We start from the raw sequence: 25188 nt of genomic DNA on the forward strand, positions 1-25188 counted from the left end.
TCTCGATTGATACCCTGCGGATATGAGTGGGCTGGAGACCCGGCAGCTGCGTTACTTCGTGGCGGTGGCCGAGGAACGGCATTTCGGGCGTGCCGCACAACGTCTGGGCATGGCCCAGCCTCCGCTGTCGCGCGCCGTCCGCGACCTGGAGCGCCAGCTCGGCGTGCAGCTGCTGGTGCGCACCACCCGGCAGGTCACGCCCACCGCCGCCGGTGAGACGCTGCTGGAAGACGCCCGGGCGGCACTGGAGGCCGTGGCGGCGGCCGAGCACCGGGCCCGCCGGGCCGGCGCCCCGCGGCCGGTGCTCCGCCTCGCGTTCAAGGCCGACCACGACGCCGGGCTGCTGCCGCGCCTGCTCGAGGCCTACGACCGGCTGCCGGTCGAGCTGCTGATGGGTGGACGTGGCGCGCAGGCGCCCCTGCTGCGCGAGGGCCGGGCCGACGTCGCGCTGATCCCGACCCCGTTCGACGACCGGGGCATCGACTCCGAGCCGCTGCTCACCGGACCGCGCCGGGTGGCGCTCGCGGCCGGTGACCCGCTGGCCGCGAAACCGGTTCTGCGGCTGGCCGATCTGGCGGGGCGGCGGCTGCCCGACGGCGGGCCGGCCGAGGGCGGCGGAACCGGGTCGCCCCGGCACTACCGCAGCACGATGGACCTCGCGCAGATCTTCAACCTGGTCGAGGTCGGCCAGCTCGTCTGCTTCCTGCCGGAGTGGGTGGCCGACCGGCACGCCCGCCCCGGCCTCGCCTACCGGCCCGTCGAGGATCTCGCCCCGGTGACGCTGGTGGTCGCCTGGCCGGCGCAGTCCCGCTCGCCCGAGGTGGCGGCGTTCGTGCGCACCGCCCGTCAGGTCGCCAGCAGCACCGGGTCGCCCACCTCCACCGCCCCCGGCAGCACGACGGAACCGTAGACCCCGAGCCAATTCTCGCGGTCCCGGGCGACGGTCCGCAGCACCTCCGGCGTGCGCCGCCCGGTGGCCGGGTCGACGGTGATCACCACGCAGCGCCGGTCGCGCTGGTCCACCCGCATCACCGCCGGCCCGATCCTCAGCTCGTGCCCGACCCAGTCGTCCTCCGGGAAGTCGCCCCCGACCAGCGGCTCCACCACCAGATTCGGCCGGAAGCGCAGCACCTGCGCCGGTGTGCCGGAGAGCTCCCCGATCCGGGCGGCCGCGCGCGTGGTGATCAGCGACAGCGGCGCGTTGTCGAACGTGCCCCGGTCCAGCTTCATCACCCGCTCCGCCCCGAGCTCGGCGGCCAGCTCCGGCGAGGTGACGTCCAGCTTCGCCCCCGAGGGCGTCAGCACGCGACAGCCCGCGCCGGTCAGGTCCGGCCGGTAGTCGTTGAGGTCGTTGCGCTGGCGCAGGGTCAGCCACGGAAAACCGTTGCCCGCCGGTCCGGGTCGCACGAAGGCCCAGCGCCGGTCGCCGGCCAGGCCGTGCCACGACACCTCGGCGCGCTCCAGCGCCTCGGCCGCCATCGACTTGACCGGGTAGCGGTACAGCGCAGCCACCCGTCCCACCTGCTCGGCCATCGCCCGTTCCTCCCGTCGTGGCCGGTCAGGGTCTCACAGCCACGCGCTCCTCGCCGGTGATCCGCCGGATCCGGTGCGAGATCGCGGAGACGCCCACCATGCTGGGCACAAAGCGCCGGCGGCGGCCACCGTGAGGTGACCGCCGCCGGGTCGGGAGCCCGTGAACAGCGGGCCGCCCGGACCGGTGACCGGAGTCAGCCCGCCCCCGGTCACCGGCCTGTCCGTGGGGGATTCGCTATCCCAGGGCCAGCGCCGCCGCGTACCCGGCGCGCACCGCCTCGCCGACCTTGGCCGGCTGCACGCAGTCGCCGATCGGGTGCACCTTCGGCGAGTCGCCCAGCTGCTCCACCAGCGAGCGGGCCGGGAGCACCCCGAACGCGCTCACCACCGTGTCGGCCTCCAGCGTGACCTCACCGTCGGGCCCCTCGGCGACCGCGCCGCCCGCCGTGACCCGGGTGATCCGGTGCCCGGTGAGCACCCTGACACCGGCCTCGGACAGGTCGCGCAGCAGCGTCACCCGGTTGACCATCAGCATGTCGCGGGCCAGCTCCGGGGCCACCTCGACCAGCGTCACCCGGTGCCCGTCGCGGGCCAGCTCCAGCGCGGCGTCCGCGCCGGACAGCCCACCTCCGGCCACCAGCACCCGCTTTCCCACCGCGGCGCCGCGGTGGAAGGCGAGCACGTCGACCGTGTGCTCGTCCAGCCCCTCGATCCCGCGCGGCCGCAGCGGCACCGAGCCGGTGGCCACGATGATCTCGTCGGCCGCGGCCACCTCCGGGCTGTCCGCCGCGATCGTCACCCCGGTGTGCACGGTGACGTCCAGACCGGCCAGCTGCCGCTCCCACCAGGTGATCATCGAGCGTAGCTCACGCTTGAACGCGGGGGTGGCGGCGGGCAGCAGCACGCCGCCCAGCTGCTCGTCCTGCTCGTACAGGTCCACGGTGTGACCGCACAGGGCAGCGGTCCGCGCCGCCTCCATACCGCCCGGCCCGCCACCGATCACGACCACGTGCCGCGGGTTCGCCGACGGCACCGGGCCGGCTTCCAGCTCGTGGCTGACCGCCGGGTTGACCGCGCACTCGACCGGCTTGCCGAAGAACGCGTTGCCGGTGCAGTAGGCGTTGCAGCGGATGCACGGCCGCACGTCCGCCGACCGCCCGGCCCGCAGTTTGTTCACCAGGTCCGGGTCGGCGATCAGGCCGCGGCCGATCGCGACGAAGTCGGCCCGGCCCTGCTCCAGCAGGCGCTCGCCGTCGACCGGGCGCAGGTTGCCGACCGCCGCCACCGGGATCGAGACGACCTCCTTGAGAGCCGTGGCCGCGCCCGCCATGCAGGCGTCCCCCAGGTAGTAGGGCGGGAACACGTAGTCCATCGCCTCGTAGGAGCCCTCGTCGGCGATGATCAGGTCGATGCCCGCGCGCTCCAGCTCGACCGCGATCTCGCGGGTGCTGGCCGGGGTGCGCCCGCCCTCGAAGCGGTGATCGACCGACAGCCGGAAGCTGACCGGCACGCCGGGGTAGCTCTCCTTGATCGCCGCCACGATCTCGGCGGTGAACCGCACCCGGTTCTGCACCGAGCCGCCGTAGGCGTCGGTGCGCCGGTTCCAGACCGGGCTGAGGAACTGGTCGAGCACGTAGCCGGTGTGGCCGTGCAGGTCGATCATGTCCACCCCGGCCTGGCGTGCCCGCACCGCGGCCTCGCCGAAACGCCGCACGATGATCGCGATCTCGTCGGTGGTCAGGGGGCGGCAGCGGATCGAGGGGTCGCCGAACCAGGTGTTGTCCGAGGCGGAGACCGGAACCTGGCCCTCCCGCACGGTGTTGATGTTGCGGCCCAGCCCGGCGGTGAGCTGGAGGGCGAACAGCCCGCCCACGGAGTGCACGGCCTCGGCGATCGCGGCGATGCCCGCGATGTGCCCGTCGGTGTCGATGCGGGCCAGGCCTTGGGTGATCGGCTCGGTGTCGGACTGCACGGCGGTGATACCGCTCATCACCACGCCGGTGCCGCCGGCCGCGCGGGCCCGGTAGTAGGCGGCCTCGCGGGGCGTGCTCCTGCCGTCGGGCGTGCACATCTCGGTGCCCATCGGTGCGAGCAGAACCCGGTTGGGCACCTCCAGCGAACCGATGCGGCCCGGCGCGAGAATCCTGTCGAAGGAGGGCATGGTGATCATCACTTCCGTTGCGGCAGAGCCGGTCGTTCTGGTGGCTTCGTGAGTACATCCTGCTCGTGCGGGTTTTCGCCGGTCAGAGGCGATGGTCCCCGACCGTCGATGACCCAGGTGCCGCCGGCGGCCGTCGGGGGACGGTGAAATAAGGTGACCCTCACGAGTGTCCGGACAGCGGTGACTGATGTTGCCCACGTGGCGATTTCCGGAAATCGGGACGCCTGACGATGCCCGTTGGATGGGTTTGTCACGATCCGGGCCGTTGGGCGTGCTTGGGTAGGGTGGACCCTGGCGAGGCTGAGAGCGAGGAGCCCGGACGACGATGGACGGGCTGGATCCGGCGCTGGAGTGGGTATGGGACGCTCTCGTGCTCGCCACGTCCTGGCAGCAGTGGCCGGACGGCGACCCGGGCGCCTGGCGTGAATTGGGCGACGCCTGGGGGGAATTGGCTTCGACCATCGAGGAGGCGTTCCAGGGTCTCGGTGCCGACGCGACGAACGTGGCGATGACCTGGGGTGGCGACGCCGGTGAGGCGTTCGTGCGGCGGTGGGGCGAGTTCGTCGGAGCCGATGGTCTCCGCGGGTGCCCGGTCGTTCATCTTTGACACCACCAACGGGCTCTGGCCGGTGTGAAAAAGTCGGGGGCGTGTCCCGTGGCCGGCATAGCCTTTTCCGGAAGTCGGGACGCCCGGACGTAGTGGCCGGGGGTCGGCGACCCGGGCTGATCGGCAGGTTCCGGAGGGTGATCCCGGCGGTTTCGCTGCTCCGCAGGTCAGCAAGGCGTTGGTGGGGTGCAGGGTGACGCGCACCGGGGGCGAGAGGGCCAGTAAAGTTGCTCGCGCCCACCGAGCAAAGGACCAGCCTGATCGTGACCGATCCCGTAGCAGACCTCGCCGCCTTCATCGCCGCCTCGCCCACGCCGTACCACGCCGTCGCGGAGTGCGTCCGCCGGCTGTCCGAGGCCGGGTTCACCGAGCAGGTCGAGACCCAGGACTGGGACGACTCGCCCGGCGGCCGCTACCTGGTGCGCGACGGCACGCTGCTGGCCTGGTACGTCGGCGAGAACACCGGCCGGGCCCCGATCCGGGTCTACGCCGCCCACACCGACTCACCCACCCTGAAGATCAAGCCGCAGCCCGACACCGGCTCGCTGGGGTGGCGCCAGGCCGCGATCGAGGTCTACGGCGGCCCGCTGTGGAACTCCTGGCTCGACCGCGACCTGGGTCTGGCCGGGCGGCTCGCGCTGCTCGACGGCACCGTGGTGCCGGTGAACGTCGACCGCCCACTGCTGCGGGTGCCGCAGCTGGCCATCCACCTCGACCGCGACGTGAACCAGGGCCTCAAGCTCGACGCGCACCGGCATCTGCTGCCGGTCTGGGGCCTGGGCGACGTGACCGACGGCGACCTGATCGACTTCCTCGCCGCCGAGGCCGGGGTCGAGGCGAACCGGGTGGCCGGGCACGACCTCGTCGTCCACGATCCCACGCCCCCGGCCCGGCTCGGGCGGGACGGCGAGCTGTTCGCGAGTCCCCGCCTGGACAACCAGGCCTCGCTGCACGCCGGCGTCAGCGCCCTGCTCGCCGCGGTCGCGGCCGGCCCGGCGACGATCCCGGTCATGGTCGGCTTCGACCACGAGGAGGTCGGCAGCAGCTCCGCCACCGGCGCCGGCGGCCCGCTGCTCGAACAGGTCCTGACCCGCCTGGCCGGCGGTGCGGACCGGCGCTGGCAGGCCTTCGCCGTCGCCCGCTGCCTCTCGGTCGACGTCACCCAGGCCGTGCACCCCAACTACCTGGAGCGGCACGACCCGCTGCACCTGACCTTCCCGAACGGCGGCCCGGCGCTCAAGGTCAACTCCAACCAGCGCTACGCCACCGACGCCCCGGGCGCCGCGGCCTGGCGGCGGGCCTGCGCGAACGCCGGTGTGCCGAACCAGGTGTTCGTGGCCCGCAACACCGTTCCTTGCGGATCGACGGTCGGCCCGATCCTGTCCACCCGCCTGGGCATCCGCACCGTCGACGTCGGCATCGGCGTGCTCTCCATGCACTCCGCCCGTGAGCTGTGCGGCGCCGACGACCCGGGGCACATGGCCGTCGCCGCCACCGCCTTCCTCGGCGACCCGGACTGACACCACCTTCGATCATGGACGGCGCGGGGCCCGGAAAGGCCCGGCGCCGTCCACCATTTTGCGCAGCAGGCCAAGGACGAACCGTGAATTCGCCGGACCGGTCCGGGCGGCACGTGCCTCGACGTCGGTGCGGTGGAGCCGGAGAACGGTGGCGGCGTGCAGCTGTGGGACTGCAACGGGCCGCTGCCTCACCACGTCCGGCGACGTTCCGGCCGCGGGCGACCGGGTGTTCCTCTGGGACTGTAGCGGCGGCAACCTCAACCAGGTCTGGCACCTCCCGGCCTGAATCACGACGGCCGATGACGGACGGCGGAACACCGGGAAAGGTGTTCCGCCGTCCATGATTCGCTCTAGTGCCGGAAGGTGAAGCTGTCCAGGTCGACGAAGTCGTTCGGCTGGCCGGAGGCGAAGGTCAGGTACACGTCGTGGGTGCCGGTGACCCCGGACAGCGACCCGGGCACGTCCAGATAGCTCTGCCAGCCTCCGGTACCGGCCACCGAGATGGTGGAAACCGGTGCGGCGGTGGCACTGTCGAGACGCACCTCGATCAGGCCGCTGATCCCCGTCGCGGCCCCCGAGGCCACCCGGGCCACGAAGGTGTGCGCCGCCGAGGTGCCGAACTGCACGCCGTTGTACCGGGCCTGGTCGCCGTTCGCGATGGCGCCCAGCTTCTGCCCGCCGCCGTCGACGTCGAACACCTGGGTGCCGGACTGGCTGTCGAAGCTCTCGGCCTGGATGGTGCCGTAGGCGTCACGGGTTCCGGACGCCGGGGGCGGGGTGGTGCCGCCGGCCTTCTGTGACACGGTCACGTAGTCCACGACCATCGGCACCCCGGACGCGGTGGAGGCCGTCGGGCTGCCCGGCCAGCTGCCGCCGACCGCCACGTCGAGGATCAGGAAGAACCCGTGGTGGGTGGCGTTGTTCCAGGTGGTGGCGTCCATCTGGCTCGCCGACACGCTGTGGAACTGCTGCCCGTCGATGTACCAGCGCAGCTGCTCGGGCGAGGTGCTGCGGTCGAGTTCCACCGCGTAGGTGTGGAATCCGCCCTGGAGGGTGGGGCTGAACCCGGACTTGTTGCCACTGAGCCCGTTGTACTCGTTGCACGGCCCGCCGGGCGCGACCCCGCAGTGCAGCGTGCCGTAGCCGGTGTTCTGGCCGTTGACGTTCTCCATCACGTCGATCTCGCCGACGCCCGGCCAGTTGGTGTAGTTGCCGCGGAAGGCCGCGCCCAGCGACCAGAACGCCGGCCAGATGCCCTGCGCGGCGGCTCCGGTGACGTTCGGCAGCTGGATGCGGCTCTCGAAGCGCACCACGCCGCCCGCGGGTGCGGCGAAGTCGGTGCGCTGGGTCTCGATCCGGGCGGACGTCCAGGTGCCGGCCGCGGTGCGCAGCGGGGTGATGCGCAGGTTGCCGCTGCCGTCGAGGCTGACGTTCTGCGGGGAGTTCGTCATCTCCTCGATCTCGCCGGTGCCCCAGTTGGCCGCCCCGCCTGGGTAGCCGTGCCCCAGGTCGAACAGCCAGTTGGACGACGCCGGAAGGGTGTTCGCGGTGCCGTTGAAGTCGTCGGACCAGACCGTGGTGAAGCCGGCCGGGGGAGCGGGGACGGCGGCACCGGCGGCCCGGGCGGGCAGGGTGCCCGCGCCCAGAGAGGTGGCGACGACGGCCGAGGCGACGACGGCGAGAGCCGTGAAGGCGCCCGGAAAGCGTGACTTGCCCATGACGGTGATCCTCTTCGTCGAAGTTCACGTGACGGTGCGAGGACGCCCGGTTCCGTGACCCACCCCCACGGAACCGGGCGCCGGACAGGGTGACTCAGCTCAGGCCGTTGGCCACGGCCTTGGTCAGCTCGGCGTCCGAGGTGTCGCCGGACATGTCCCAGAAGAACGCCCCGCCCAGGCTCTGCTGCTGGGCGTAGGCGGTCTTCCCGGCGATGGTGGAGGGTGTGTCGTAGCTCCACCACTCACTGCCGCACTTCGCGTAGGCCGTGCCGGCGACGGTGCCGGTGGCCGGGCATTTCGTCTTGAGCACCTTGTAGTCCTCGATGCCCGCCTCGTAGGTGCCCGGAGCCGGGCCGGTGGCCGACCCGCCGGGTGCCGACTGGGTCACCCCGGTCCAGCCGCGGCCGTAGAAGCCGATGCCGAGAAGCAGCTTGCCGCTGGGGATCCCGATACTCTTCAGCTTGGCGATGGCCGTGCTGGCGTCGAAGCCCGGGGTGGGTGCTCCGGTGTATCCGGTCAGCGGCGAGTGTGGCGCGGTCGGGCCGTCGGCGTCGAAGGCGCCGTAGAAGTCGTAGGTCATCGGCAGGTACCAGTCCACGTACTGCGCGGCCCCGGCGTAGTCGGCCTTCTCGATCTTGCCGCCGGAGGTGCCGTCGGCGGTGATCGCCGAGGTGACCAGGTCGGACCCGAACTCGGTGCGCAGCGCGGCCATCAGCTTGCGGTAGGCGTCGAAGCCGCTGGTGTCGGTGGTGAGCCCGGTGGCGTTCGGGTACTCCCAGTCGATGTCGATGCCGTCGAACACGTCGGCCCAGCGGGAGTCCTCCACCAGGGCGCGGCACGACTTGGCGAAGGCCGTCGGGTCGGCCGCGGCCTGCCCGAAACCGCCCGACCAGGTCCACCCGCCGAACGACCAGATCACTTTCAGGTTGGGATATTTCGCCTTGAGCTGGCGCAGCTGGTTGATGTTGCCGGCGACCGGCTGGTCCCAGGTGTCGGCGGTGCCGCTGACCGAGTCGGCGGCCGTGAACGTCTTCTGGTAGTCGGCGTAGGCGTCACCGATCACGCACTTGCCGCCGGTCACGTTGCCGAAGGCGTAGTTGATGTGCGTCAGCTTCGCCGCGGCGCCGCTGGTGTCCAGGTACTTGACCTGCACGTTGCGCTGGTAGGTGCTCCAGTTGGTGTAGTAGCCGATCACCTTCTTGCCGCTGGTCGTAGGTGGCGTGGTGGTGGGAGGCGTGGTCGGCGGTGTCGTGGTGGGGGGAGTGGTCGGGTCGGTGCCGCCGCAGGCCCCGCCGTCCACCCACACGTCCTGCGCGTTGGCGCCCGGAACATCGCCGTAGGTCCACCATTTCGCGGTCCAGGTGTGGCCGCCGTAGGTGACCACGGCCCCACCGTTGTAGGCGACGTTCGAGGCCCAGGCGGCCCCGGTGCAGGCGGCGGCGGCCCGGGCGGCGGGGGCGGAGGTCTGTGCGGCCCGGGCGCTGGACTGGACCCCGACCGGGATGAGCAGGGCGAGCGTGGCGACCGCGGGCAGGGCCCACGCGGCCCTTCGAACACGTTTCATGGCGTTCCCCTTCAGGGCGGGAGTCATGATTAGTGAGGAGCCTTAAGTAATTGCTTCGATAAAGATATCAATGGAATCGGGTCAAAGGGAAGCGGTCGTGTATCCGCGCCCGCCAGGCGGTCTTCCGGCGCTGAACGGTTCTCGCGCGCGCTTTCTAAGTCATGGTTGTTAACCCGGTTTTTCGGCCGCGAGTCAATTCCGCGGCCCGCCGTCCGAAAAGGATCATGCCGTTGCCGTGGCCGCCCGGCATTCCGGGTGAGAGGCTCGGGGAAGAGAGGGGGCGCCATGACGGACGAGGCGAGCAGCACCCTGGAGCGCTGGCTCCGCGACGGCACCACCGCCCGGGAGGGGCTGGCGCTGTTCGACGCCCTGCCCCCGGTGTCGCTCGCGCAGATGATCGGCGACTGGCGTGGTTGCGAACTGCGCACCGGCCATCCGCTCGACGGCATCCTGGAGGCGGCGGGCTGGCAGGGCAAGCACTTTCACGATCCGGAGACCGTGGACCCGCTGGTGTTCGCGCACCGGGCCGGGCAGTTCCGGGTCAATCCCGCACTGCTGCCGCTGGGACTGGCGGCCCGGCATCCCGGGCTGATGAGAAACCCGCTGCTGCGCCGTCTCTCGTTCGCCGCGCTGCCGCTGATGCGCACCGGCCGGCCGCGGGCGCGGCTGCGGATGATCGAGTACCGCGGGGTGCTGAGCGGCGCCATGCAGTACGACGCGCTGCCGGTGAACGACCACTTCCGCCGGGTCGGTCCCGACACCCTGCTCGGCGTGATGGACCTGCGCGGCGTCGACCCGCCCTACCTCTTCGCCCTTCACCGCCGGGTCGCGGGCGGCCGAAACGATTGAGAGCCGCGCCGGGTTCCGCATGGCCCTCACGTCGTCCCCGCACCGAAAAGGGCACTGCTGCGCGCGAAGCACCGCCCTCGTCGCGGTAACCTACGTTTCCGTAGGTTGTTGACGTCGCGAAGGAGTCCGCAGTGCCCGACGAAGCGATCTGGGCCGGCTCGTACGGTCCGGGCGTTCGGCTCCACCTGGAGTACGGCGAGGAGACCCTGGTCGACCAGCTCGACCGCACCGTCGAACAGCACGGGGACCGGCCCGCGCTGGAGTTCCTCGGCCGCCGCACCAGCTACGCGGCCTTCGGCGAGCAGGTCGCCCGGGTCGCGGAGGGACTGCGCGGTCTGGGGGTGAAGGCCGGCGACCACGTGGCCCTGCTGCTGCCCACCTGCCCCCAGCACCTGGTGGCGCTGCACGCCGTGATCCGCCTGGGCGCCACCGCGGTCGAGCACAACCCGCTGTACACCACGGGTGAGCTCAGGGCCCCGTTCGCCGACCACGGCGCCGAGGTGGCCATCGTGTGGGACAAGGCGGTGAAGACCGTCGAGCCGATCCGGGCCGACCCGAACACGAAGCTGCGCACGCTGGTGGCCGTCGACATGACTCTCGACCTGCCCCTGGCCAAGCGACTGGCGCTGAGGCTGCCGATCGCCAGAGCCCGGCAGACCCGCGAGGAGATGACGGCGCCGGTGCCGGCCGGCCTGCCGCGGTTCGCCGGCATCGCCTCCGCCGCGCCGCTGGCCGCTGACCACCCGCGTCCCGGCCCCGACGACGTCGCGGTGCTGCTGTACACCTCCGGCACCAGTGGCACCCCCAAGGGTGTACCGCTACGGCACCGCAACATCGTGGCCAACTGCGCGCAGGGCGTCGACTGGATCCCCGAGCTGACACCGGGCCGGGAGATATTCCTGTCGTCGCTGCCTCTGTTCCACGCCTACGGCCTCACCATCGGTGTGCTGGCCGGCGTGCGGATCGGCGCCGAGCTGGTGCTGCTGCCCAAGCCCGACACCGCGCTGATGGTCGACGCGCTGGGGCGCCGCAGCCCCACCTTCGTGCCCGGGGTACCGCCGATCTACCGGCGCATCCTGGAGGAGGCCACCCGCCGCGGCGTGCCGATGACCAGCATGAAGTACTCGCTGTCGGGCGCCATGTCGCTGCCCGCCGACCTGGTCGACACCTGGGAGAAGCGCACCGGCGGCCACCTGGTCGAGGGTTACGGGCTGACCGAGACCGGCCCGGTGGTGGTCGGCAACCCGATGAGCCCGGCCCGGCGTCCCGGCTCGATCGGGATCCCGTTCCCCGACACCCAGGTCCGCATCGTCGACCCGGACAAGCCCGGCGAGGAGGTGCCGCTCGGCGAGCGCGGTGAGCTCGTGGTCAGGGGGCCGCAGGTGTTCGGCGGCTACCGCGACCGGCCGGAGGAGAGCGCGGCCGTGCTCGACGACGAGGGCTGGTTCCGCACCGGTGACATCGTGACGATGGCCGAGGACGGCTTTCTCACGGTCGTCGACCGGATCAAGGAGGTCGTCATCGTCGGCGGCTTCAACGTGTACCCGTCCGAGGTGGAGGCGGTGCTGCGCGAGCACCCCTCGGTGCAGGACACGGCCGTGGTCGGGGTGCCGCACGAGCACAACGGCGACGAGGTGGTGGCGGCCGTCGTGCCCGCCGAGGGGCAGCAGGTCGACCGGGAGGCGCTGGCCGCCTACCTGCGTGAGTCGCTGACCCGCTACAAGGTGCCGCGCCGGTTCGTCGTGGTCGAGAAGCTGCCGGTCAACCAGATGGGCAAGGTGCTGCGCCGCGAGGTGGTCGACCTGGTCCGCGAGATCGACCAGCAGCCGTAGAGTCCAAAATGGTGGACGGCGCCGGGCTTTCGGGTCCGACGCCGTTCGTCGTCCGGGCGCCGGCGGGTGAAAATGAGGGACGACGCTGAGGCCGCGCGGGCCTTGCGTCGTCCATGATTTTCTGTGTGATGAAGGGTGCCGCGGAACCTGCGGGAGGTTCTTCGGAACTGCTGCATTCGCAGGTGGGTTCGGGCGGGTCCGATCGAGCGGATCGAGGTTGGCCGGGGTCAGGCGGTTTCGGCGGTGATCGGGCGGATTCTCAGCGGAGACTGGGCGGCCCGAGGTCGGGAGGCAGGTCCAGGGGGCGGCGGGCCGACTCGCGCAGGGCGGCCGCGGCCATCGCCCGCTGGTACTGCCCGGCGGTGATCACCCCGGTGAGCACCTGGTGGGCCAGAACGCCCTCCAGCGTGGAGGGGCCCGGCGGAGCGGGGCGGTCCGCGGCGACGTAACGCCGCTGGTGCTGGTGCTGGTGCTGGTGCTGGTGCTGGTGCTGGTGCTGGTGCTGGTGCTGGTGCTGGTGCTGGTGCTGGCGACGGCGCTGACGTGTCAGCTGCACCACGTCCCAGACGGTCGCCGTGGCGCCGATCGCGATCAGGATCGCGATGAAGGTCAGATCCGAGTCCATGACGTCACTCCCATGGCTCCACCCTCCGCCTCGCCGTCCGGCCGGTCACAGGGCCGAAAGTCAGTCGTGTGGCCGGTCGGGTGGCCGGTCGGGTGGCCGGTCGGGTGGCCGGTCGGGTGGCCGGTCGGGTAACCGGTCGGGTGGCCGGTCAGGTGGGCGGTCAGGTGGGCGGTTGTCGGGTCGGTCCTCGGAAGGGCCGGGTCCGGGAAAACCGGTTGCCGTCGGCGTGCGGCGGTTGGTTGGCTGGCGGTCCGGGTTCCGCGTTCGACGGGAGATCCTGATGAGCGTTCGGCTCGCCGCCCTGTGCATCGACGCCCACGATCCTGTTCAGCTGGCCGCGTTCTGGGCCGGGCTGCTGGGCTGGCGTCCCGCTGCCGACCCAGCTGCTGGTGCCGATCACGGTGCCCGGCGGGGCATCGTCACGCTGGTGCCGCGAGAGGCGTCCGCCGATCCGGGGTTCCGTCTGCGTTTCCTGCCGACCACGGCGCCACGCACCGGCCCGAACCAGATGCACTTCGACCTGACCAGCGAAACCCCCGATCACCAGCGGCGTACCGTGAACCGGGCGCTGGGTCTGGGGGCCCGGCACCTCGACGTGGGCCAGGGGCCCGACGCCACGCAGGTGGTGCTGGCCGACCCCGAGGGCAACGAGATGTGCGTGATCGAGGCCGGTAACAGGTTCCTGGCCGGCTGCGGGTTCATCGGCGCGCTCTCGGGCGACGGATCACCGGAGACGGGCCGCTTCTGGAGTCAAGCGCTGGGCTGGCCGCTGGTCTGGGACCAGGACGAGGAGACGGCGATCCGCTCACCGCACGGCGGGCCGAAGATCACCTGGGGCGGTCCGCCCTACCGCCCGCGGGCCGGCAAGGAACGCGTGCACCTGGACCTCGTCACGGCACCCGGCGACGACCTGCGCACCGAGGTGGAACGGCTGACCGGCCTCGGGGCCGCGCTCGCCGACATCGGCCAGGGCGACGTTCCGTGGGTGGTCATGGCCGATCCGGACGGGCACGAATTCTGTCTGCTGCCCGGCTGAATTCTGGTCGCTCATGCGCCGTTCCAGCGGTAGAGGTGGCGAGGGCGGCCGGAGGATCCGTGGCTGCGGGTCTGCGCGGCCAGGCGGCGGGAAGCCAGTTCCTCCAGGTAGTGACGGGCCGTGACCCGGGAGATACCGAGCGCCGCGGCCACCTCGTTGGCGGACACCGGCGCCCGGGTCAGCCGCAGGTGGGCAGCCACCTGGTCGATCATTCGGGGAGACGAGAGGGGTTGCGGGCTGGCCACTTCCGGCCCGGTCTCGGGGCGCAGCAGGGCCAGGGCGGAGTCCACGTCGCGCTGGGTGACCGGCTCGGAGGCATCCGCCGTGCGCTGCCGGAAGCCCGCGTACCAGCGCAGATAGCCCCGGAACGTCCTCGGGTGCAACGGTTTGAGCAGGCAGTGCACGATGCCGAGCGAGACCGCGGCGCGCAGCTGCCCGAGATCGGTGGCCGAGGTGACTGCCATGACGTCGACGGAGCGGTCGCCGGCCCGCAGGGTGCGGCACAGGTCGAGGCCGCGCACGTCCGGCAGGTCGAGGTCGAGCAGGATCAGGTCGTGCGCGGCGTGATCCAGGTGGCCGAGCACCTCGGCGCCGGTGCGGGCGAGCCCGCTGACGGTGAACCCTGCGGTGCTGCCGACGTAGCCCACGTGGGTGTCCGCGAGGAGCGGGTCGGCCTCGGCGATCAGGGTGCGGATCGGGAGTTCGCCGGTCATGGTTGCGCCGTCCGGCATTTCGTCACCGAGCGGAGCTGTCTGATCACTGACCGCATGTGGGGCGGGGATCGCAGGAGACGATTCCCGGATGCCGGCGGCGTCGTGATGCGCGACCGGCGCGGTCCATCGTCCTCCTTCGCGGTTTCTTGCCGTCGTGTCGGCGGATCCGGGCGATCGAGAAGCGTAGTGGCGCGGGCACCCTCGCGCCAGAGTCAATTCCTACGCCCTGATATCCGACCCGCGTCGATTCCGACAGGGTTCTCCGGGTGACATCTCTCACGTGGCCGGGGTGCTGCGGAAATCTTCCGCCGCGGCAGGGCTGAACTGTTCTCCCGAGGCACTTTTCGCCGTACTACCGGGCAGAGCTGCCGAGTTTTACGCCTTAAGGGTTTCTTTGAGGAAACATTGTTGACGAGACCGTGAATCCGGCTGGCGTCGACAGTTGTTGGAGTGATGCCCGGACAGGCTTTGTGTCGGCTGTGCCCGGCGGAATTGGTGATCCCGAACAACCCTGTGGGTCAAGGAAAATGGGGTTGCCGCGGAGTTCCCGAACGAGGGTGTGCCGAGGCTCACGGGCATAGGTGCCGAAGACCGGGCGATCGGGGCGGTCGAATGCCATGTTAAGTAAGTTTTGTCGGGTTTGCATGTTACCGATGTTTGTTTGTAGAACGGTCCTCGACTTGTTTGCAGAACGGCCTGCGACAGCAGAACGTCTCTTCGACGCATCCGTCCGGTGGCCCTGCCCCGTTGAATCTGTAGGGAGAACTGGATGTTTCGCGAGCCGCGCCGTTTGGAGGAGCTTCCTCCCTTCGACCCGCGGACCATCGACGTGGTGCGGCGAAGCCTCCAGACCCTGCCTCCCGACCACGTCGAGCTGACCCGTGAGTTCTACCGGCAGCTGTTCGCCATGGTCCCCGCGGCCCGGGGGATGTTCCCGGAGGACATGAACCCGCAGAGCGAGCGGCTGCTGCACGCCATCCTGATGACGGTCGAGCACCTGGACCGGCCGGAGATGGTCGAGGTGCAGCTGCGTCGCTGGGGGGCGATCCACCGGGACAAGTACAAGATCACCGACGATCTCTACCCGTACGTGGCCCACGCCCTGGTGCGGGCGCTGCGGCATCTCAACGGCGGCGATCTGGAGACGACGGTCGCCTCGTGCTGGATGGCCGTGTACGAGTGGATGGCCGCGGTGATGATCGACGGCGCCGACGCGGCGGATGCCGCGGACGCCGTGGACGCGGCCGGTGGCGCGGCTGCTGCCGTGGAGCCCGGCGCGGGTTCCGGGCACGGTGGCCCGGACCGCGCGAACGAGACACACGGTGCCCAGGGTGCCGGAGCCCGGCCGGACGCGCGACCGGCCTCCGGAGCGCGCGCGGCGTACGCCGCCGCCCAGGCCCGTGACGAGCAGGCGGCCGCCGGTCGCGCTGGTGCCGGTTCGTCGGGGGCCGGGCCGAGTGGGCTCGCCGTCCGGAACGACGGTGCCGCCCGGTCGTCCGGTGCCGAGTCGGGGCGTCTCCTGGCCGGGCACTCCGGCGGTGGGCCGAGCTCCGCCCAGCCGGCCGCGGTCGCGGCCCGTGCCGTCGACCCCGCCCCGCCCACCCGCCCGACCCGGACCGCCGACGTGTTCGCCCCGCGGCCGGTCTACCGGCCCGAGGCCGAGGAGCCCGGCCGCGGTCAGGGCCATGCCGATCAGGGTGGTTACGGGCAGAGCGGTGACCCGGACGACGGCTACGGCCAGGACCCCGCCGACCAGACCGTCGACGCGCGTGAGGGCTACGGCCTCGCCGTCTACGGGCAGGACGCCGACGACACCGCCCACGGGCAGCAGGATTACGCGCAGCCGGACTATGCGCAGCCGGGATACGGCCAGCCGGGTCACGGGCAGTCCGGGCGCGGTCAGGCGGGTCACGGGCCTTCCGGGCGCGAGAAGCTGGGATACGGGCGGCCCGGATACGAGCGTTCCGGCCACCCGCAGCCCGGTTACCCGCAGCCCGGCGCCGAGCAGCAGGGGTACGCGGGCCAGGACCGTGCTGGGCAGGGTCACGCGGGGCAGGGCTACGCGGGCCAGGAGCACGCCGGGCAAGCTCGGCCGGGCCAGGAGCACGCCGGGCAAGCTCACCCGGGCCAGGGGTATGCCGCGCAGGGTTACGCGGACCGGGACCACGCCGGGCAGGGACCCGCGAATCAGGGCCGCGCAGGCCAGGACTGGGCGGCCCAGGACCACACCGATCGGCGTGACCCGGGCCGGAACTGGGCCGGTCAGGACTACGCCGGGCACGGCAGTACCGGTCAGGGTGACGCGGCCCCGACCTGGGCCGACCAGGACTACGCCGCCCAGGGCGACCCGGGCCGGAACTGGGCCGACCAGGACCACGCCGGGCACGGCAACACCGGGCAGGACGACCCGGGCCGGAGCTGGGCCGATCAGAACTACGCCGGCCGGGGCCAGACCGGCCAGGATGACGTGGCTCAGGGCTGGGCGGATCAGGACCACGCCGGGCAAGGCCACGCCGACCAGGGCTGGGCGGATCAGGACCACGCCGGGCAAGGCCACGCCGACCAGGGCTGGGCCGATCAGAACCACGCCGACCAGAACCACACTGACCAGGGTTACGCCGAGCAGGGTTACGCCGAGCAGGGTTACGCCGAGCAGGGTTACGCCGGGCAGAGCCATGCCAACCAGGGCTGGGCTAACCAGAACCATGCCGAGCAGGGCTGGGCTAACCAGAACCATGCCGAGCAGGGCTGGGCCGACCAGGGTTACGCCGGGCAGGGGCCCGCGGATCAGCGCTATTCGGAGCAGGCCTACGGGGACACCGCTCCGGTGCAACGGGTCCAGGAAGAGATCGCCCACTGGCAGACCGGCCTCCAGACGGACGGCTGGGCGCAGCCCGGCGCCGGGGCGGGCCGTGAACCGGGCGGCCCGGCGAACTCCGGCGCGATGCGGCAGCTGCCCGCGACGCCGGACGGTCAGCGGGGCGGCCCGGGAACCGGATCGATGCGGCAGGTGCCGGGTCGGCCCGGCGGGTCCGGCCGGACCGGCTCCCTGCGGCAGGTGGCGGGTCAGACGGGTTCCGTGCCGCAGGTGGGACGTCCGCAGCCCGGCATCGGCCAGACCGGCTCCATGCGTCAGCTGGGTGCCCCCGACGCCGGAGGCCCGGTGCGCCGGCTCCCGTCACGGCCGGCGGGACAGCCGGGCGGGCCCGGGCAGACGGGGTCGATGCGCCAGGTGACCGGGCGTCCCGGGCCGGCGCAGGGTGGCACGGGCTCGATGCCGCAGATCCCCGCCCGCCAGCAGGACCACTCCGGAAACAGCCGTGGCGAAACGGTTTACCGGTACGCCGATGACGCCCAGGCCTACGACGAGCAGCAGTACGACGAGCAGCAGGGCCGCGGCTGGACGGGCCAGGACCAGTACGCCGACGACCAGTGGTCCGACCCGCAGCCCGCCGCCGACCAGTACGCCCAGCAGGGATATGCCCAGCAGGGATACGGCGGCGCCCGGTACGCCCGGCAGCCGTACGGCGAGCAGTACATCGACGAGCCGCACCGCTCGCAGCAGCAGTATCCGGCCGCGGACGACGATCGGGACACCCAACCGCAGCCGGGGTACCCGGCGGCCGACTCCTGGCAGGGCAAGCGATGAGCCAGCAGAACCTGCACGTCGGCCAGGGCATGGGTGCGGTCCCGGGGATGGACGTCCCGGCGTTCGAGGCGGGCGCCCCCACGGTGGCGGTCCGCACCACCGCACCGGTGGCGGGAGCGTCCCCGAAATCGTCCGGGCACCCGCTGTTCCGCCCGACCACGGCGTTCACCCACGACACCGAGCGGCCGGGCATCGACCCGGACCGGGTGGCCGCGGACTGGGCCCTGATGTACGAGTGGCTCGAGCGTGACCAGGAGATGGCGGCGGTCTGCGGTTTCGCGCCCGGCGACCTGAATCTCTCGGCCCGCCAGGCCCGCATCAACGAGCTGCGGGCCGAGGTCGGCCCCGGCCGCACCTTCGAGGTGCGCCCGGCCGAGATGCAGTTCTGGGTGCGCTATTCCTGGATCAACTCCGACCGCTGCTCCGGTCGCCAGCACGCGCTCCAGCACGCCGTGATCCAGTACCGGCCGGAGGTGCGCAGCGCCGTCGACATGCTGCGCGCCGTGGTCGAGCACGCGGACGTCGCGATGTCCGCGCCGGTGCCGCCGCAGACGGTCATCACCGTGCTCGGCGCCCCGACCCCGCCGGGGCGGCTCGGCCCGCTGTTCGTGTCCGAGCAGATGCTCCGCCCCGCGGGTTACCGCCTGCCCGGCGGCCGGTGGACCGGTGACGGCGGCTACCTCGACCTCACCGACTGGGTGCGCGCGCACGGCGGCGCCGGGCTGATCGAGCCGGTGCCCGGCTACCGCCCCGGCACGTTCGACCTGCTGCCGATGGTCGCGATGGGCGCGGACGGCGAGCTGGTGATGGCCACGGTGCCGAAGAGCGAGCGCTTCCTCATCGACATCCCCTGGCCCCGGCACCCGGAGAGCGAGCCGGACGGCGGCGACGACTCCGGTTACGGCGAGGCGTTCGCGACCTGGCCGGCCATCCCGCTCCAGACCAACTTCGACCTGGACATCGCCGGCCAGCGCTACTGCCTGATCTTCAACGGCTGGTACGTCGACGAGGAGCTGGCCACCAACTTCCTCGACGTGAACCGTTACGACTGGGCCGGCCGGGTCAGCGAGGCCATCCACGGTCCGGTCGATCAGCAGATGCTCTCGCGCACGGACCGTTTCGACGAGTACCGGACGGCGCAGATCGAGATCGCCACGCTGCGGGCGATCCGGGCCGGGTTCAAGAAGGCCCGGATGAAGATGAACAACCTGTCGGCCAGCCAGAGCGGCTTCGGCAAGTTCTGCGAGCGGCACCTCACCACCCACGGCGAGATGCCGCCCAACGACACCGGATGGACGGCGAACCGGGTCGGCTCCCGCTTCCGCTACGCCAGCCACCCGATGCCGCACCTGCCGCAGGAACGTGGCGCGGCCCTGGTCAAGCACTGGCTCACGGTGAAGTCGCTGCGCCCTGACGTGCCGGTGCACGTCGCCGACCTGGAGACCGGCCAGCTGACCGGGCCGCCGGCGAACCCGAACGTGAACCCGAACCCGGCCGAGGTGGCGGGCCGCCCCGGCCGTCACGCGATGCCGGTCTCCTACGCACGTGAACCCGGGCGCGAACCAGGCCGCGATCCCGGCCGGGATCTGCCGGACGAGGGCGCCCCCGCCCGCGGCGGCTGCCCGGTCGCCCACTGAGAAAGCCTCACCCGCACCGGGAGATCATGGTTGGCTGGGACCGTGACTGTGACGAGAGGACCGGCTGACATGAGCTCCCCGGTGATCCGGCGGTACGCGGCCTTCCCCGACACCAGCGGTGCGGGCGAGCGTGGCCAGGTGGGCAACCCGGCCGGCGTGGTGCTCGCGGCCGGTGCCCTGGACGAGGCGCAGATGCTCGCCGTGGCCGCCGGGATCGGTTACTCCGAGACCGCTTTCGTGCTGCACCAGGAGAGCGGCCGGGCCACGCTGCGGTACTTCTCGCCGCTGGCCGAGGTGCCCTTCTGCGGTCACGCCACGATCGCGACCGCGGTGGCCCTGGCCCAGGAGCAGGGTCCGGGCGACATCGTGTTCGACACCCCGGTCGGCCCGATCGCGCTGCGCACACGCATGGACGGCGAACAGATCACCGCCTCGTTCACCAGCACCACCCCGCAGGTCCGGGCGCTGGCCGACGAGGTGCTCGGGCGTCTGCTCGGCCTGCTCGGTCTCACCGCCGCCGACCTCGACCCGGCCCTGCCACCCCGCGAGTCGTTCGCCGGGAACTGGCACCCGGTCGTGGTGCTGGCCGACGCCGCCCGGTTCGACGCGTTCACCTTCGCCCCCGGCGCCGTGCGGGCCCTGATGGACGAGCGGAACTGGACCGGCACCGTCACCGTGCTGCACCGGCGCGGCCCGGACGAGTTCGAGGCCCGCAACCTGTTCCCGGTGGGCGCCATCACCGAGGACCCGGCCACCGGCTCGGCCGCCGCCTCCACCGGTGCCTACCTGCGCGACCTCGGTCTGCTCACCCCGCCGGCCCGGATCGTCATCCACCAGGGCCGTCACGTCGGGCGCCCGAGCCTGCTGCTGGTCGACGTGCCCACCGACGGCGGCATCGTGGTCAGCGGCACCGCCGTGCAGATCGCCGACGGCGCCTGACCTCCCGGCCCGGCGCCCCGGCCCCTCGACCACCCGGCCGCCCAAGGAACCGGCGATTCGGCGTCCACCGTTGTTCAACTCACCGCCGAATCCGCCGGCGGCGCGAGCCGTCGCAGCCGCCGCCGGTCGGCGGGCCGCACCGTGGCCCGGCGGATCTCCGGGTAGATCCCGATCCAGGGCCCGCCGGCGTCCCGGCCGAGCGACAGCGGGCCGCTCCGGCTGATCTCGCCGTCCCCCTCGTCGAGCCAGGCCAGCAGTTCCGGCGCCGAGATCCGCCCGTGCTCGATCGCGCAGTAGGTGATCCCGACGTCCCCCTGGTCGTCGCGCCCGAACGTCACCTCCACCAGGTCACCGTTCCGGGTGCGCACCCGTACCACCACCGCGTCGTCCACCGGTTCGTCCTCCACGTCCACCCCTCGTCGCGACGGCAACGGCGTCACCCGGACGGAGGCACGCAGGGCCAGGAGGCGGGACGCGGGAGCGACGCTCCCCCATACCGCGATCGCGCCTTCCACCATGCTTGTGCCCTTCTCGTTACTCCGTCCGGGTGACGCCGTGAACGTACGTCGGCACCGCGCGTCACCCGCAAGTGGTCAAAGTGGTGCTGTCATTTTGACCGGGTTGAAGTGACCGGATATGCCACCGTTTAGCATCGTCACCGTGAGCACTCTCGTGGACGCGGACCGGTGGGACCCCGATCAGCCCGATGAGCCGGGTCAGCCGGCGGAACTGCCGATCGGTGCCCTGCGCAGGTCGCTCGCCCGCAAGCTCCGGGAGGCCCGGGAGGCCGCCCGGATGTCGCGGGCCGCGGTCGAGAGGCGCGGCGGCGGCTCGCAGAGCAAGCTGACCCGGATCGAGAACGGCACCAGCATCCCGCGCCGCGCCGACGTCGAGTTCCTGGCCCGGCTGTACAAGCTGCCCGAGGAGACCGTGAACGCGCTGTCCGAGATGGCCGTCAAGGCCCGCCAGCAGACCTGGTGGGAGGTGCTCGGCAAGGGCCTGCCCTCGGAGGAGAACTTCGAGATCTACCTGTCGTTCGAGTCGTTCGCCCGCAGTCTCCAGGTGGTCGGCGGGCTGGTGGTGCCGGGCATCGCGCAGTCCGAGGAGTACATGCGCCACCGGCTGGCGGAGGTGCCCGAGCCGCTCGGCCAGGACGTCATCGACCGCACCGTGCAGATCCGGATGCGGCGTCAGGAAGAGATTCTCGGCCGGATCCCGGTCACCGTCGTGATCCCCGAGGAGGCCCTGCACCGCGAGCACGGCGGCAGCGGCGGCGTGCAGCGGCAGATCGCCTACCTGTGCGAGCTGAACTCCCGCCACGCCACCGACATCCGCTGCCTGCCCTACAGTGCGGGGCCCTACCAGGGCGGTTTCGGGGAGTTCACCATCCTGGAGTTCCCCGGCCACACCGGGGAACGGCCCGTGGTCTACACAGAGACGTACTTCGGCGGTCAGTACAGCGCGTCCGACGAAGTGCTCGGCGGTATCAAGCAGCGTTTCGCCGCCATCGCGTCCCGATCCGTCCCCATCGAGGAGTTTGCCGCATGAGCACCAAGGATCCACACACCTGGGTCAAGGCCGCCGCCAGCGCCGAGACCGGTAACTGCGTCGAGCAGCGGGTCGCCCGCCCGGACGGCCGGATCGAGGTGCGGGACACCAAGCAGCACGGCCGGGGGCCGACGCTGCGCCTGGCCCCCGCCGTGTTCCGGGCCTGGGTCGACGCCGCGAAACAGGGCGAGCTCGGCTGATTCCCGCCGTGATCATGCACGCCCTCGGGCCGGGAGGGTGCTGCATGGTCACGGCAGGAGATACATCCGGTTCGGCAGCCGGAAGGCCCGGCGGGCGTACCCGCCGTCGAGGTCGGACTGCTGGTCGCCGACGTTCGCCAGCAGGTCGTGCCCGAGCGAGGCCAGCCGTGCGCGCACCGAGCTCTTGAACTGCGTGGTCGACAGGTGCGGCTGGTCGGCCGGTTTCGTGAACAGCCCGGCGGGATCCGGGTAGCCCTGCTCGCGCAGGTTCTCCAGCGTCACGGCCCGCGCCTGGTCCGGCCGGTTGGTCAGGTAGAACAGCGAAAGGCCGCGCGCGGCAGCCGCTCGCGTGAACTCCGGCATCCCGCTCACCGCCGTCGGCTGCTTGCCCAGCACGAACCCGGCCAGCGCGCGCAGGTCGTCGTACCCGGCGAAATCGCTCGCGGCGCCGTAGGCGTAGGTGCTCAGCAGGGTGTCGTCGATGTCGAGCACCAGTGCGCCCCGCGCGAATCCGGCCACGAAATGGTGGACGTCGTCCATCACGCGCTCCACGTCGCGCAGGTACTCCGAGGTGGGGGAGACGCGGCCGGTCCCGGTGTCGCCGTAGTAGCGGCGGATCTCGGTCGCGGGGTGACCGGACGGCAGAAACCGGGGGAGGGCGGCCGCGGCGCCCGGGCTCGGGGTGCTCATGCCCCGACCCTTTCATACCGGTTCGTGGCGGGACCGGGTGAGGGAACGGCACCGGCCCGGCACCTCCCCGAAGGAGATGCCGGGCCGGTGCACCGATCGGATGGATCAGATCAGGTTCGGGCCCCGCAGATCGAACCGGTCGAGGTCGCTGACCTTGACCCAGGCCGCCACGAAGTCGTTGACGAACTTCGTCTTGGCGTCCTCGCTGGCGTAGACCTCGGCGAGGGCGCGCAGCTGGGAGTTGGAGCCGAAGATCAGGTCCACCGCGGTGGCGGTGTACTTGACCTCGTCGGTGGCCAGGTCACGGATCTCGTAGACGTGCTCGCCCTCGGCGGCCTTCCACTTCGTGCCGGGGGAGAGCAGGTTGACGAAGAAGTCGTTCGTCAGCACACCCGGCTTGTCGGTGAACACACCGTGGGCGCTGCCGCCGACGTTGTTGCCGAGCACCCGCAGGCCACCGATCAGCACCGTGGTCTCGGGGGCGGTCAGGTTGAGCATGTAGGCCCGGTCGACCAGCAGCACCTCGGGCTGGGTCTTCTCGCCCTCGCGCAGGTACTGGCGGAAGCCGTCGGCCCGCGGCTCGAGCACCGCGAACGAGTCGACGTCCGTCTCCTCCTGGGTGGCGTCGGTGCGACCGGCGTGGAACGGCACGGTCACCTCGACCCCGGCGTCCCGGGCGGCCTTCTCCACGGCGGCCGCACCGGCCAGCACGATCAGGTCTGCCAGGGAGATCTGGGCACCGCCGGCGGCGTCGAACTCGGACTTGATGCCGCCGAGCACACCGAGCACCTTGGACAGCTGCTCCGGCTGGTTGACCTCCCAGCTCCGCTGCGGCTCCAGGGCGATGCGGGCGCCGTTCGCGCCACCGCGCTTGTCGGTGGAACGGAAGGTGGCGGCGCTGGCCCAGGCGGTCTGCACCAGCTCGGCCACGGTCAGGCCGGAGGCCAGCACCTTGGCCTTGAGGGCGCTCACGTCGGCGTCCGACACCAGGGTGCCCGTGGCGGCCGGCACCGGGTCCTGCCACAGCTGCGGCTCGGCGACCCAGGGGCCGAGGAAGCGGCTGACCGGGCCCATGTCACGGTGCAGCAGCTTGTACCAGGCCTTGGCGAAGGCCAGGCGGAACTCCTCCGGGTTCTCCAGGAACCGCTTCGAGATCTCGCCGTAGACCGGGTCGAAGCGCAGCGACAGGTCGGTCGTGAGCATCGTCGGACGGTACTTCTTGGACGCGTCGTAGGCGTCCGGGATGATCTTGTCGTCGGTCTTGGCCACGTAGTGCTTGCCGCCACCGGGGCCGGTGGTGAGCTCCCACTCGTACCCGAAGAGGATCTCGAAGAAGCGGTTGCTCCACTCGGTCGGGCGGTCGGTCCAGGTCACCTCGATGCCGGAGGTGATGGTGTCTTTGCCCTTACCGCTGCCGTGCGAGCTGAGCCAGCCCAGGCCCTGCGCCTCGATGCCCTCGCCCTCCGGCTCCGGGCCCACGTCGCCGGTGTGCGCGCCGTGCGTCTTGCCGAAGGTGTGACCACCGGCGATCAGCGCGACGGTCTCCTCGTCGTTCATCGCCATCCGGGCGAAGGTCTCCCGGATGAACGCGGCCGCCTGGAGGAAGTCGGCGTTGCCCTTGGGGCCCTCGGGGTTGACGTAGATGAGGCCCATCTCGGTGGCCCCGACACCGGGCAGCATGTCCTTCTCGGACACGTAGCGGGAGTCGGCCAGCCAGGTGTCCTCCGGACCCCAGAAGATCTCCTCGGGCTCCCACACGTCGGGGCGGCCGAAGCCGAAACCGAAGGTCTGGAAGCCCATCGACTCCAGGGCCACGTTGCCGGCGAGCACCAGCAGGTCGGCCCACGACACCTTCTGGCCGTACTTCTGCTTGACCGGCCACAGCAGGCGGCGGGCCTTGTCCAGGTTGGCGTTGTCGGGCCAGCTGTTCAGCGGGGCGAAGCGCTGCCCGCCGTCACCGGCGCCACCCCGGCCGTCCTCGATCCGGTAGGTGCCGGCGGCGTGCCAGCTCATCCGGATCATCAGGCCGCCGTAGTGCCCGAAGTCGGCCGGCCACCAGTCCTGCGAGCTGGTGAGCACCTCGGCGATGTCGGCCTTGAGGGCCTCCACGTCGAGCTTCGCGAACTCCTCGGCGTAGTCGAAGTCCTCGCCCAGCGGGTTGCCCTTGGACGAGTGGGCGTGCAGGACCGACAGGTCGAGCTGGTTGGGCCACCAGTCCCGGTTGGTGCGCGGTGCGCCACCGGTCTTCGGCTCCGGCGGCTTGATCGCCGGGTTCTCGCTCTCGCTGCCCTGGGCCGTGACCGAGTCGTGCGCGACCGGGCAACCGCCCGCGTTCTGGGTGTCGCTCATCTGATTCCTTCCGGACTG

Annotated in this window: 20 protein-coding genes; 11 read left to right on the forward strand and 9 right to left on the reverse strand. The window is 71.7% G+C overall.

Annotated features, from left to right (window positions below; all coding sequences use genetic code 11):
* Positions 1-22 precede the first annotated feature (22 nt).
* Complete coding sequence (locus KIH74_RS37910; protein WP_214157982.1) at positions 23-910, forward strand: LysR family transcriptional regulator; 888 nt, start codon at positions 23-25, stop codon at positions 908-910.
* Here the strand turns inward: KIH74_RS37910 and KIH74_RS21950 are convergent.
* Positions 847-1533, reverse strand: a complete 687-nt coding sequence (locus KIH74_RS21950; RefSeq protein WP_214157983.1) for an MOSC domain-containing protein — start codon at positions 1531-1533, stop codon at positions 847-849. The two genes, KIH74_RS37910 and KIH74_RS21950, sit on opposite strands and share 64 nt — an antisense overlap.
* Positions 1534-1768: 235 nt before the next feature.
* Positions 1769-3694, reverse strand: coding sequence for an oxidoreductase (locus KIH74_RS21955; RefSeq protein ID WP_214157984.1), 1926 nt, complete (start codon positions 3692-3694; stop codon positions 1769-1771).
* Positions 3695-4019: 325 nt separating this feature from the next.
* Here KIH74_RS21955 and KIH74_RS21960 point away from each other — a divergent pair, with 325 nt between their 5' ends.
* Together KIH74_RS21960 and KIH74_RS21965 are read left to right on the forward strand one after the other, a co-directional pair.
* Positions 4020-4301, forward strand: a complete 282-nt coding sequence (locus KIH74_RS21960) for a WXG100 family type VII secretion target (RefSeq protein ID WP_214157985.1) — start codon at positions 4020-4022, stop codon at positions 4299-4301.
* Positions 4302-4564: 263 nt separating this feature from the next.
* Complete coding sequence (locus tag KIH74_RS21965; RefSeq protein WP_214157986.1) at positions 4565-5821, forward strand: M18 family aminopeptidase; 1257 nt, start codon at positions 4565-4567, stop codon at positions 5819-5821.
* Positions 5822-6171: 350 nt separating this feature from the next.
* Here the strand turns inward: KIH74_RS21965 and KIH74_RS21970 are convergent, their stop codons facing one another.
* Together KIH74_RS21970 and KIH74_RS21975 are read right to left on the reverse strand one after the other, a co-directional pair.
* A complete protein-coding gene (locus KIH74_RS21970) occupies positions 6172-7539 on the reverse strand; it encodes a carbohydrate-binding protein (protein ID WP_214157987.1) in 1368 nt (455 codons plus the stop codon).
* Positions 7540-7633: 94 nt separating this feature from the next.
* Positions 7634-9103, reverse strand: coding sequence for a glycosyl hydrolase family 18 protein (locus KIH74_RS21975; RefSeq protein ID WP_214157988.1), 1470 nt, complete (start codon positions 9101-9103; stop codon positions 7634-7636).
* Between the two features lie 285 nt (positions 9104-9388).
* Between KIH74_RS21975 and KIH74_RS21980 the strand changes: the two genes are divergently transcribed.
* Both KIH74_RS21980 and KIH74_RS21985 read left to right on the forward strand, forming a co-directional pair.
* Positions 9389-9952 (forward strand): DUF4334 domain-containing protein, encoded by a 564-nt coding sequence (locus tag KIH74_RS21980; RefSeq protein ID WP_214157989.1) that lies wholly within the window; start codon positions 9389-9391, stop codon positions 9950-9952.
* A gap of 131 nt (positions 9953-10083) precedes the next feature.
* Positions 10084-11784: a long-chain-fatty-acid--CoA ligase gene (locus KIH74_RS21985; protein WP_214157990.1), complete on the forward strand. Its 1701-nt coding sequence runs from the start codon at positions 10084-10086 to the stop codon at positions 11782-11784.
* A 259-nt stretch (positions 11785-12043) separates the two neighbouring features.
* On the opposite strand, the gene KIH74_RS21990 is transcribed toward KIH74_RS21985, so the two are convergent.
* Positions 12044-12409 (reverse strand): hypothetical protein, encoded by a 366-nt coding sequence (locus KIH74_RS21990; protein WP_214157991.1) that lies wholly within the window; start codon positions 12407-12409, stop codon positions 12044-12046.
* Between the two features lie 280 nt (positions 12410-12689).
* Between KIH74_RS21990 and KIH74_RS21995 the strand changes: the two genes are divergently transcribed.
* On the forward strand, positions 12690-13445 hold the full coding sequence (locus tag KIH74_RS21995) for a VOC family protein (RefSeq protein WP_214157992.1): 756 nt from the start codon (positions 12690-12692) through the stop codon (positions 13443-13445).
* A gap of 11 nt (positions 13446-13456) precedes the next feature.
* Here the strand turns inward: KIH74_RS21995 and KIH74_RS22000 are convergent, their stop codons facing one another.
* Positions 13457-14158, reverse strand: a complete 702-nt coding sequence (locus KIH74_RS22000) for a response regulator (protein WP_214157993.1) — start codon at positions 14156-14158, stop codon at positions 13457-13459.
* A 769-nt stretch (positions 14159-14927) separates the two neighbouring features.
* Between KIH74_RS22000 and KIH74_RS22005 the strand changes: the two genes are divergently transcribed.
* The 3 genes from KIH74_RS22005 to KIH74_RS22015 all read left to right on the forward strand — a co-directional run bounded on the left by KIH74_RS22005 (position 14928) and on the right by KIH74_RS22015 (position 20383).
* On the forward strand, positions 14928-17807 hold the full coding sequence (locus KIH74_RS22005) for a globin domain-containing protein (RefSeq protein ID WP_214157994.1): 2880 nt from the start codon (positions 14928-14930) through the stop codon (positions 17805-17807).
* Positions 17804-19444, forward strand: a complete 1641-nt coding sequence (locus KIH74_RS22010) for a nitric oxide synthase oxygenase (protein WP_214157995.1) — start codon at positions 17804-17806, stop codon at positions 19442-19444. Before KIH74_RS22005 ends, KIH74_RS22010 begins: the two co-directional genes overlap by 4 nt.
* Before the next feature lie 69 nt (positions 19445-19513).
* A complete protein-coding gene (locus KIH74_RS22015) occupies positions 19514-20383 on the forward strand; it encodes a PhzF family phenazine biosynthesis protein (protein ID WP_214157996.1) in 870 nt (289 codons plus the stop codon).
* 74 nt (positions 20384-20457) lie between these two features.
* Here the strand turns inward: KIH74_RS22015 and KIH74_RS22020 are convergent, their stop codons facing one another.
* The gene (locus KIH74_RS22020; RefSeq protein ID WP_214157997.1) at positions 20458-20901 is read right to left on the reverse strand and encodes a hypothetical protein; all 444 of its coding nucleotides are present in this window, start codon (positions 20899-20901) and stop codon (positions 20458-20460) included.
* 142 nt (positions 20902-21043) lie between these two features.
* On the opposite strand from KIH74_RS22020, the gene KIH74_RS22025 reads away from it, so the two are divergent.
* Positions 21044-21931, forward strand: a complete 888-nt coding sequence (locus KIH74_RS22025; protein ID WP_214157998.1) for a helix-turn-helix domain-containing protein — start codon at positions 21044-21046, stop codon at positions 21929-21931.
* Entirely contained in the window at positions 21928-22131 is a 204-nt protein-coding gene (locus KIH74_RS22030; RefSeq protein WP_214157999.1) for a DUF397 domain-containing protein, read from the forward strand. Before KIH74_RS22025 ends, KIH74_RS22030 begins: the two co-directional genes overlap by 4 nt.
* Before the next feature lie 48 nt (positions 22132-22179).
* Here the strand turns inward: KIH74_RS22030 and KIH74_RS22035 are convergent, their stop codons facing one another.
* Both KIH74_RS22035 and katG read right to left on the reverse strand, forming a co-directional pair.
* Complete coding sequence (locus KIH74_RS22035; protein ID WP_214158000.1) at positions 22180-22821, reverse strand: HAD family acid phosphatase; 642 nt, start codon at positions 22819-22821, stop codon at positions 22180-22182.
* Between the two features lie 105 nt (positions 22822-22926).
* The gene (katG, locus tag KIH74_RS22040) at positions 22927-25170 is read right to left on the reverse strand and encodes a catalase/peroxidase HPI (protein ID WP_214158001.1); all 2244 of its coding nucleotides are present in this window, start codon (positions 25168-25170) and stop codon (positions 22927-22929) included.
* Between the last annotated feature and the right edge of the window lie 18 nt (positions 25171-25188).

Source organism: Kineosporia corallincola, assembly GCF_018499875.1.
Lineage (GTDB): Bacteria > Actinomycetota > Actinomycetes > Actinomycetales > Kineosporiaceae > Kineosporia > Kineosporia corallincola.

What these genes read in the sequence shown, in the direction of transcription:
- KIH74_RS37910 (WP_214157982.1), top strand. Translation starts at nt 23, where the DNA reads ATGAGTGGGCTGGAGACCCGGCAGCTGCGTTACTTCGTGGCGGTGGCC.
- KIH74_RS21950 (WP_214157983.1), bottom strand. Translation starts at nt 1,533, where the DNA reads ATGGCCGAGCAGGTGGGACGGGTGGCTGCGCTGTACCGCTACCCGGTC.
- KIH74_RS21955 (WP_214157984.1), bottom strand. Translation starts at nt 3,694, where the DNA reads ATGCCCTCCTTCGACAGGATTCTCGCGCCGGGCCGCATCGGTTCGCTG.
- KIH74_RS21960 (WP_214157985.1), top strand. Translation starts at nt 4,020, where the DNA reads ATGGACGGGCTGGATCCGGCGCTGGAGTGGGTATGGGACGCTCTCGTG.
- KIH74_RS21970 (WP_214157987.1), bottom strand. Translation starts at nt 7,539, where the DNA reads ATGGGCAAGTCACGCTTTCCGGGCGCCTTCACGGCTCTCGCCGTCGTC.
- KIH74_RS21975 (WP_214157988.1), bottom strand. Translation starts at nt 9,103, where the DNA reads ATGAAACGTGTTCGAAGGGCCGCGTGGGCCCTGCCCGCGGTCGCCACG.
- KIH74_RS21980 (WP_214157989.1), top strand. Translation starts at nt 9,389, where the DNA reads ATGACGGACGAGGCGAGCAGCACCCTGGAGCGCTGGCTCCGCGACGGC.
- KIH74_RS21990 (WP_214157991.1), bottom strand. Translation starts at nt 12,409, where the DNA reads ATGGACTCGGATCTGACCTTCATCGCGATCCTGATCGCGATCGGCGCC.
- KIH74_RS21995 (WP_214157992.1), top strand. Translation starts at nt 12,690, where the DNA reads ATGAGCGTTCGGCTCGCCGCCCTGTGCATCGACGCCCACGATCCTGTT.
- KIH74_RS22000 (WP_214157993.1), bottom strand. Translation starts at nt 14,158, where the DNA reads ATGACCGGCGAACTCCCGATCCGCACCCTGATCGCCGAGGCCGACCCG.
- KIH74_RS22005 (WP_214157994.1), top strand. Translation starts at nt 14,928, where the DNA reads ATGTTTCGCGAGCCGCGCCGTTTGGAGGAGCTTCCTCCCTTCGACCCG.
- KIH74_RS22010 (WP_214157995.1), top strand. Translation starts at nt 17,804, where the DNA reads ATGAGCCAGCAGAACCTGCACGTCGGCCAGGGCATGGGTGCGGTCCCG.
- KIH74_RS22015 (WP_214157996.1), top strand. Translation starts at nt 19,514, where the DNA reads ATGAGCTCCCCGGTGATCCGGCGGTACGCGGCCTTCCCCGACACCAGC.
- KIH74_RS22020 (WP_214157997.1), bottom strand. Translation starts at nt 20,901, where the DNA reads ATGGTGGAAGGCGCGATCGCGGTATGGGGGAGCGTCGCTCCCGCGTCC.
- KIH74_RS22030 (WP_214157999.1), top strand. Translation starts at nt 21,928, where the DNA reads ATGAGCACCAAGGATCCACACACCTGGGTCAAGGCCGCCGCCAGCGCC.
- KIH74_RS22035 (WP_214158000.1), bottom strand. Translation starts at nt 22,821, where the DNA reads ATGAGCACCCCGAGCCCGGGCGCCGCGGCCGCCCTCCCCCGGTTTCTG.
- katG (WP_214158001.1), bottom strand. Translation starts at nt 25,170, where the DNA reads ATGAGCGACACCCAGAACGCGGGCGGTTGCCCGGTCGCGCACGACTCG.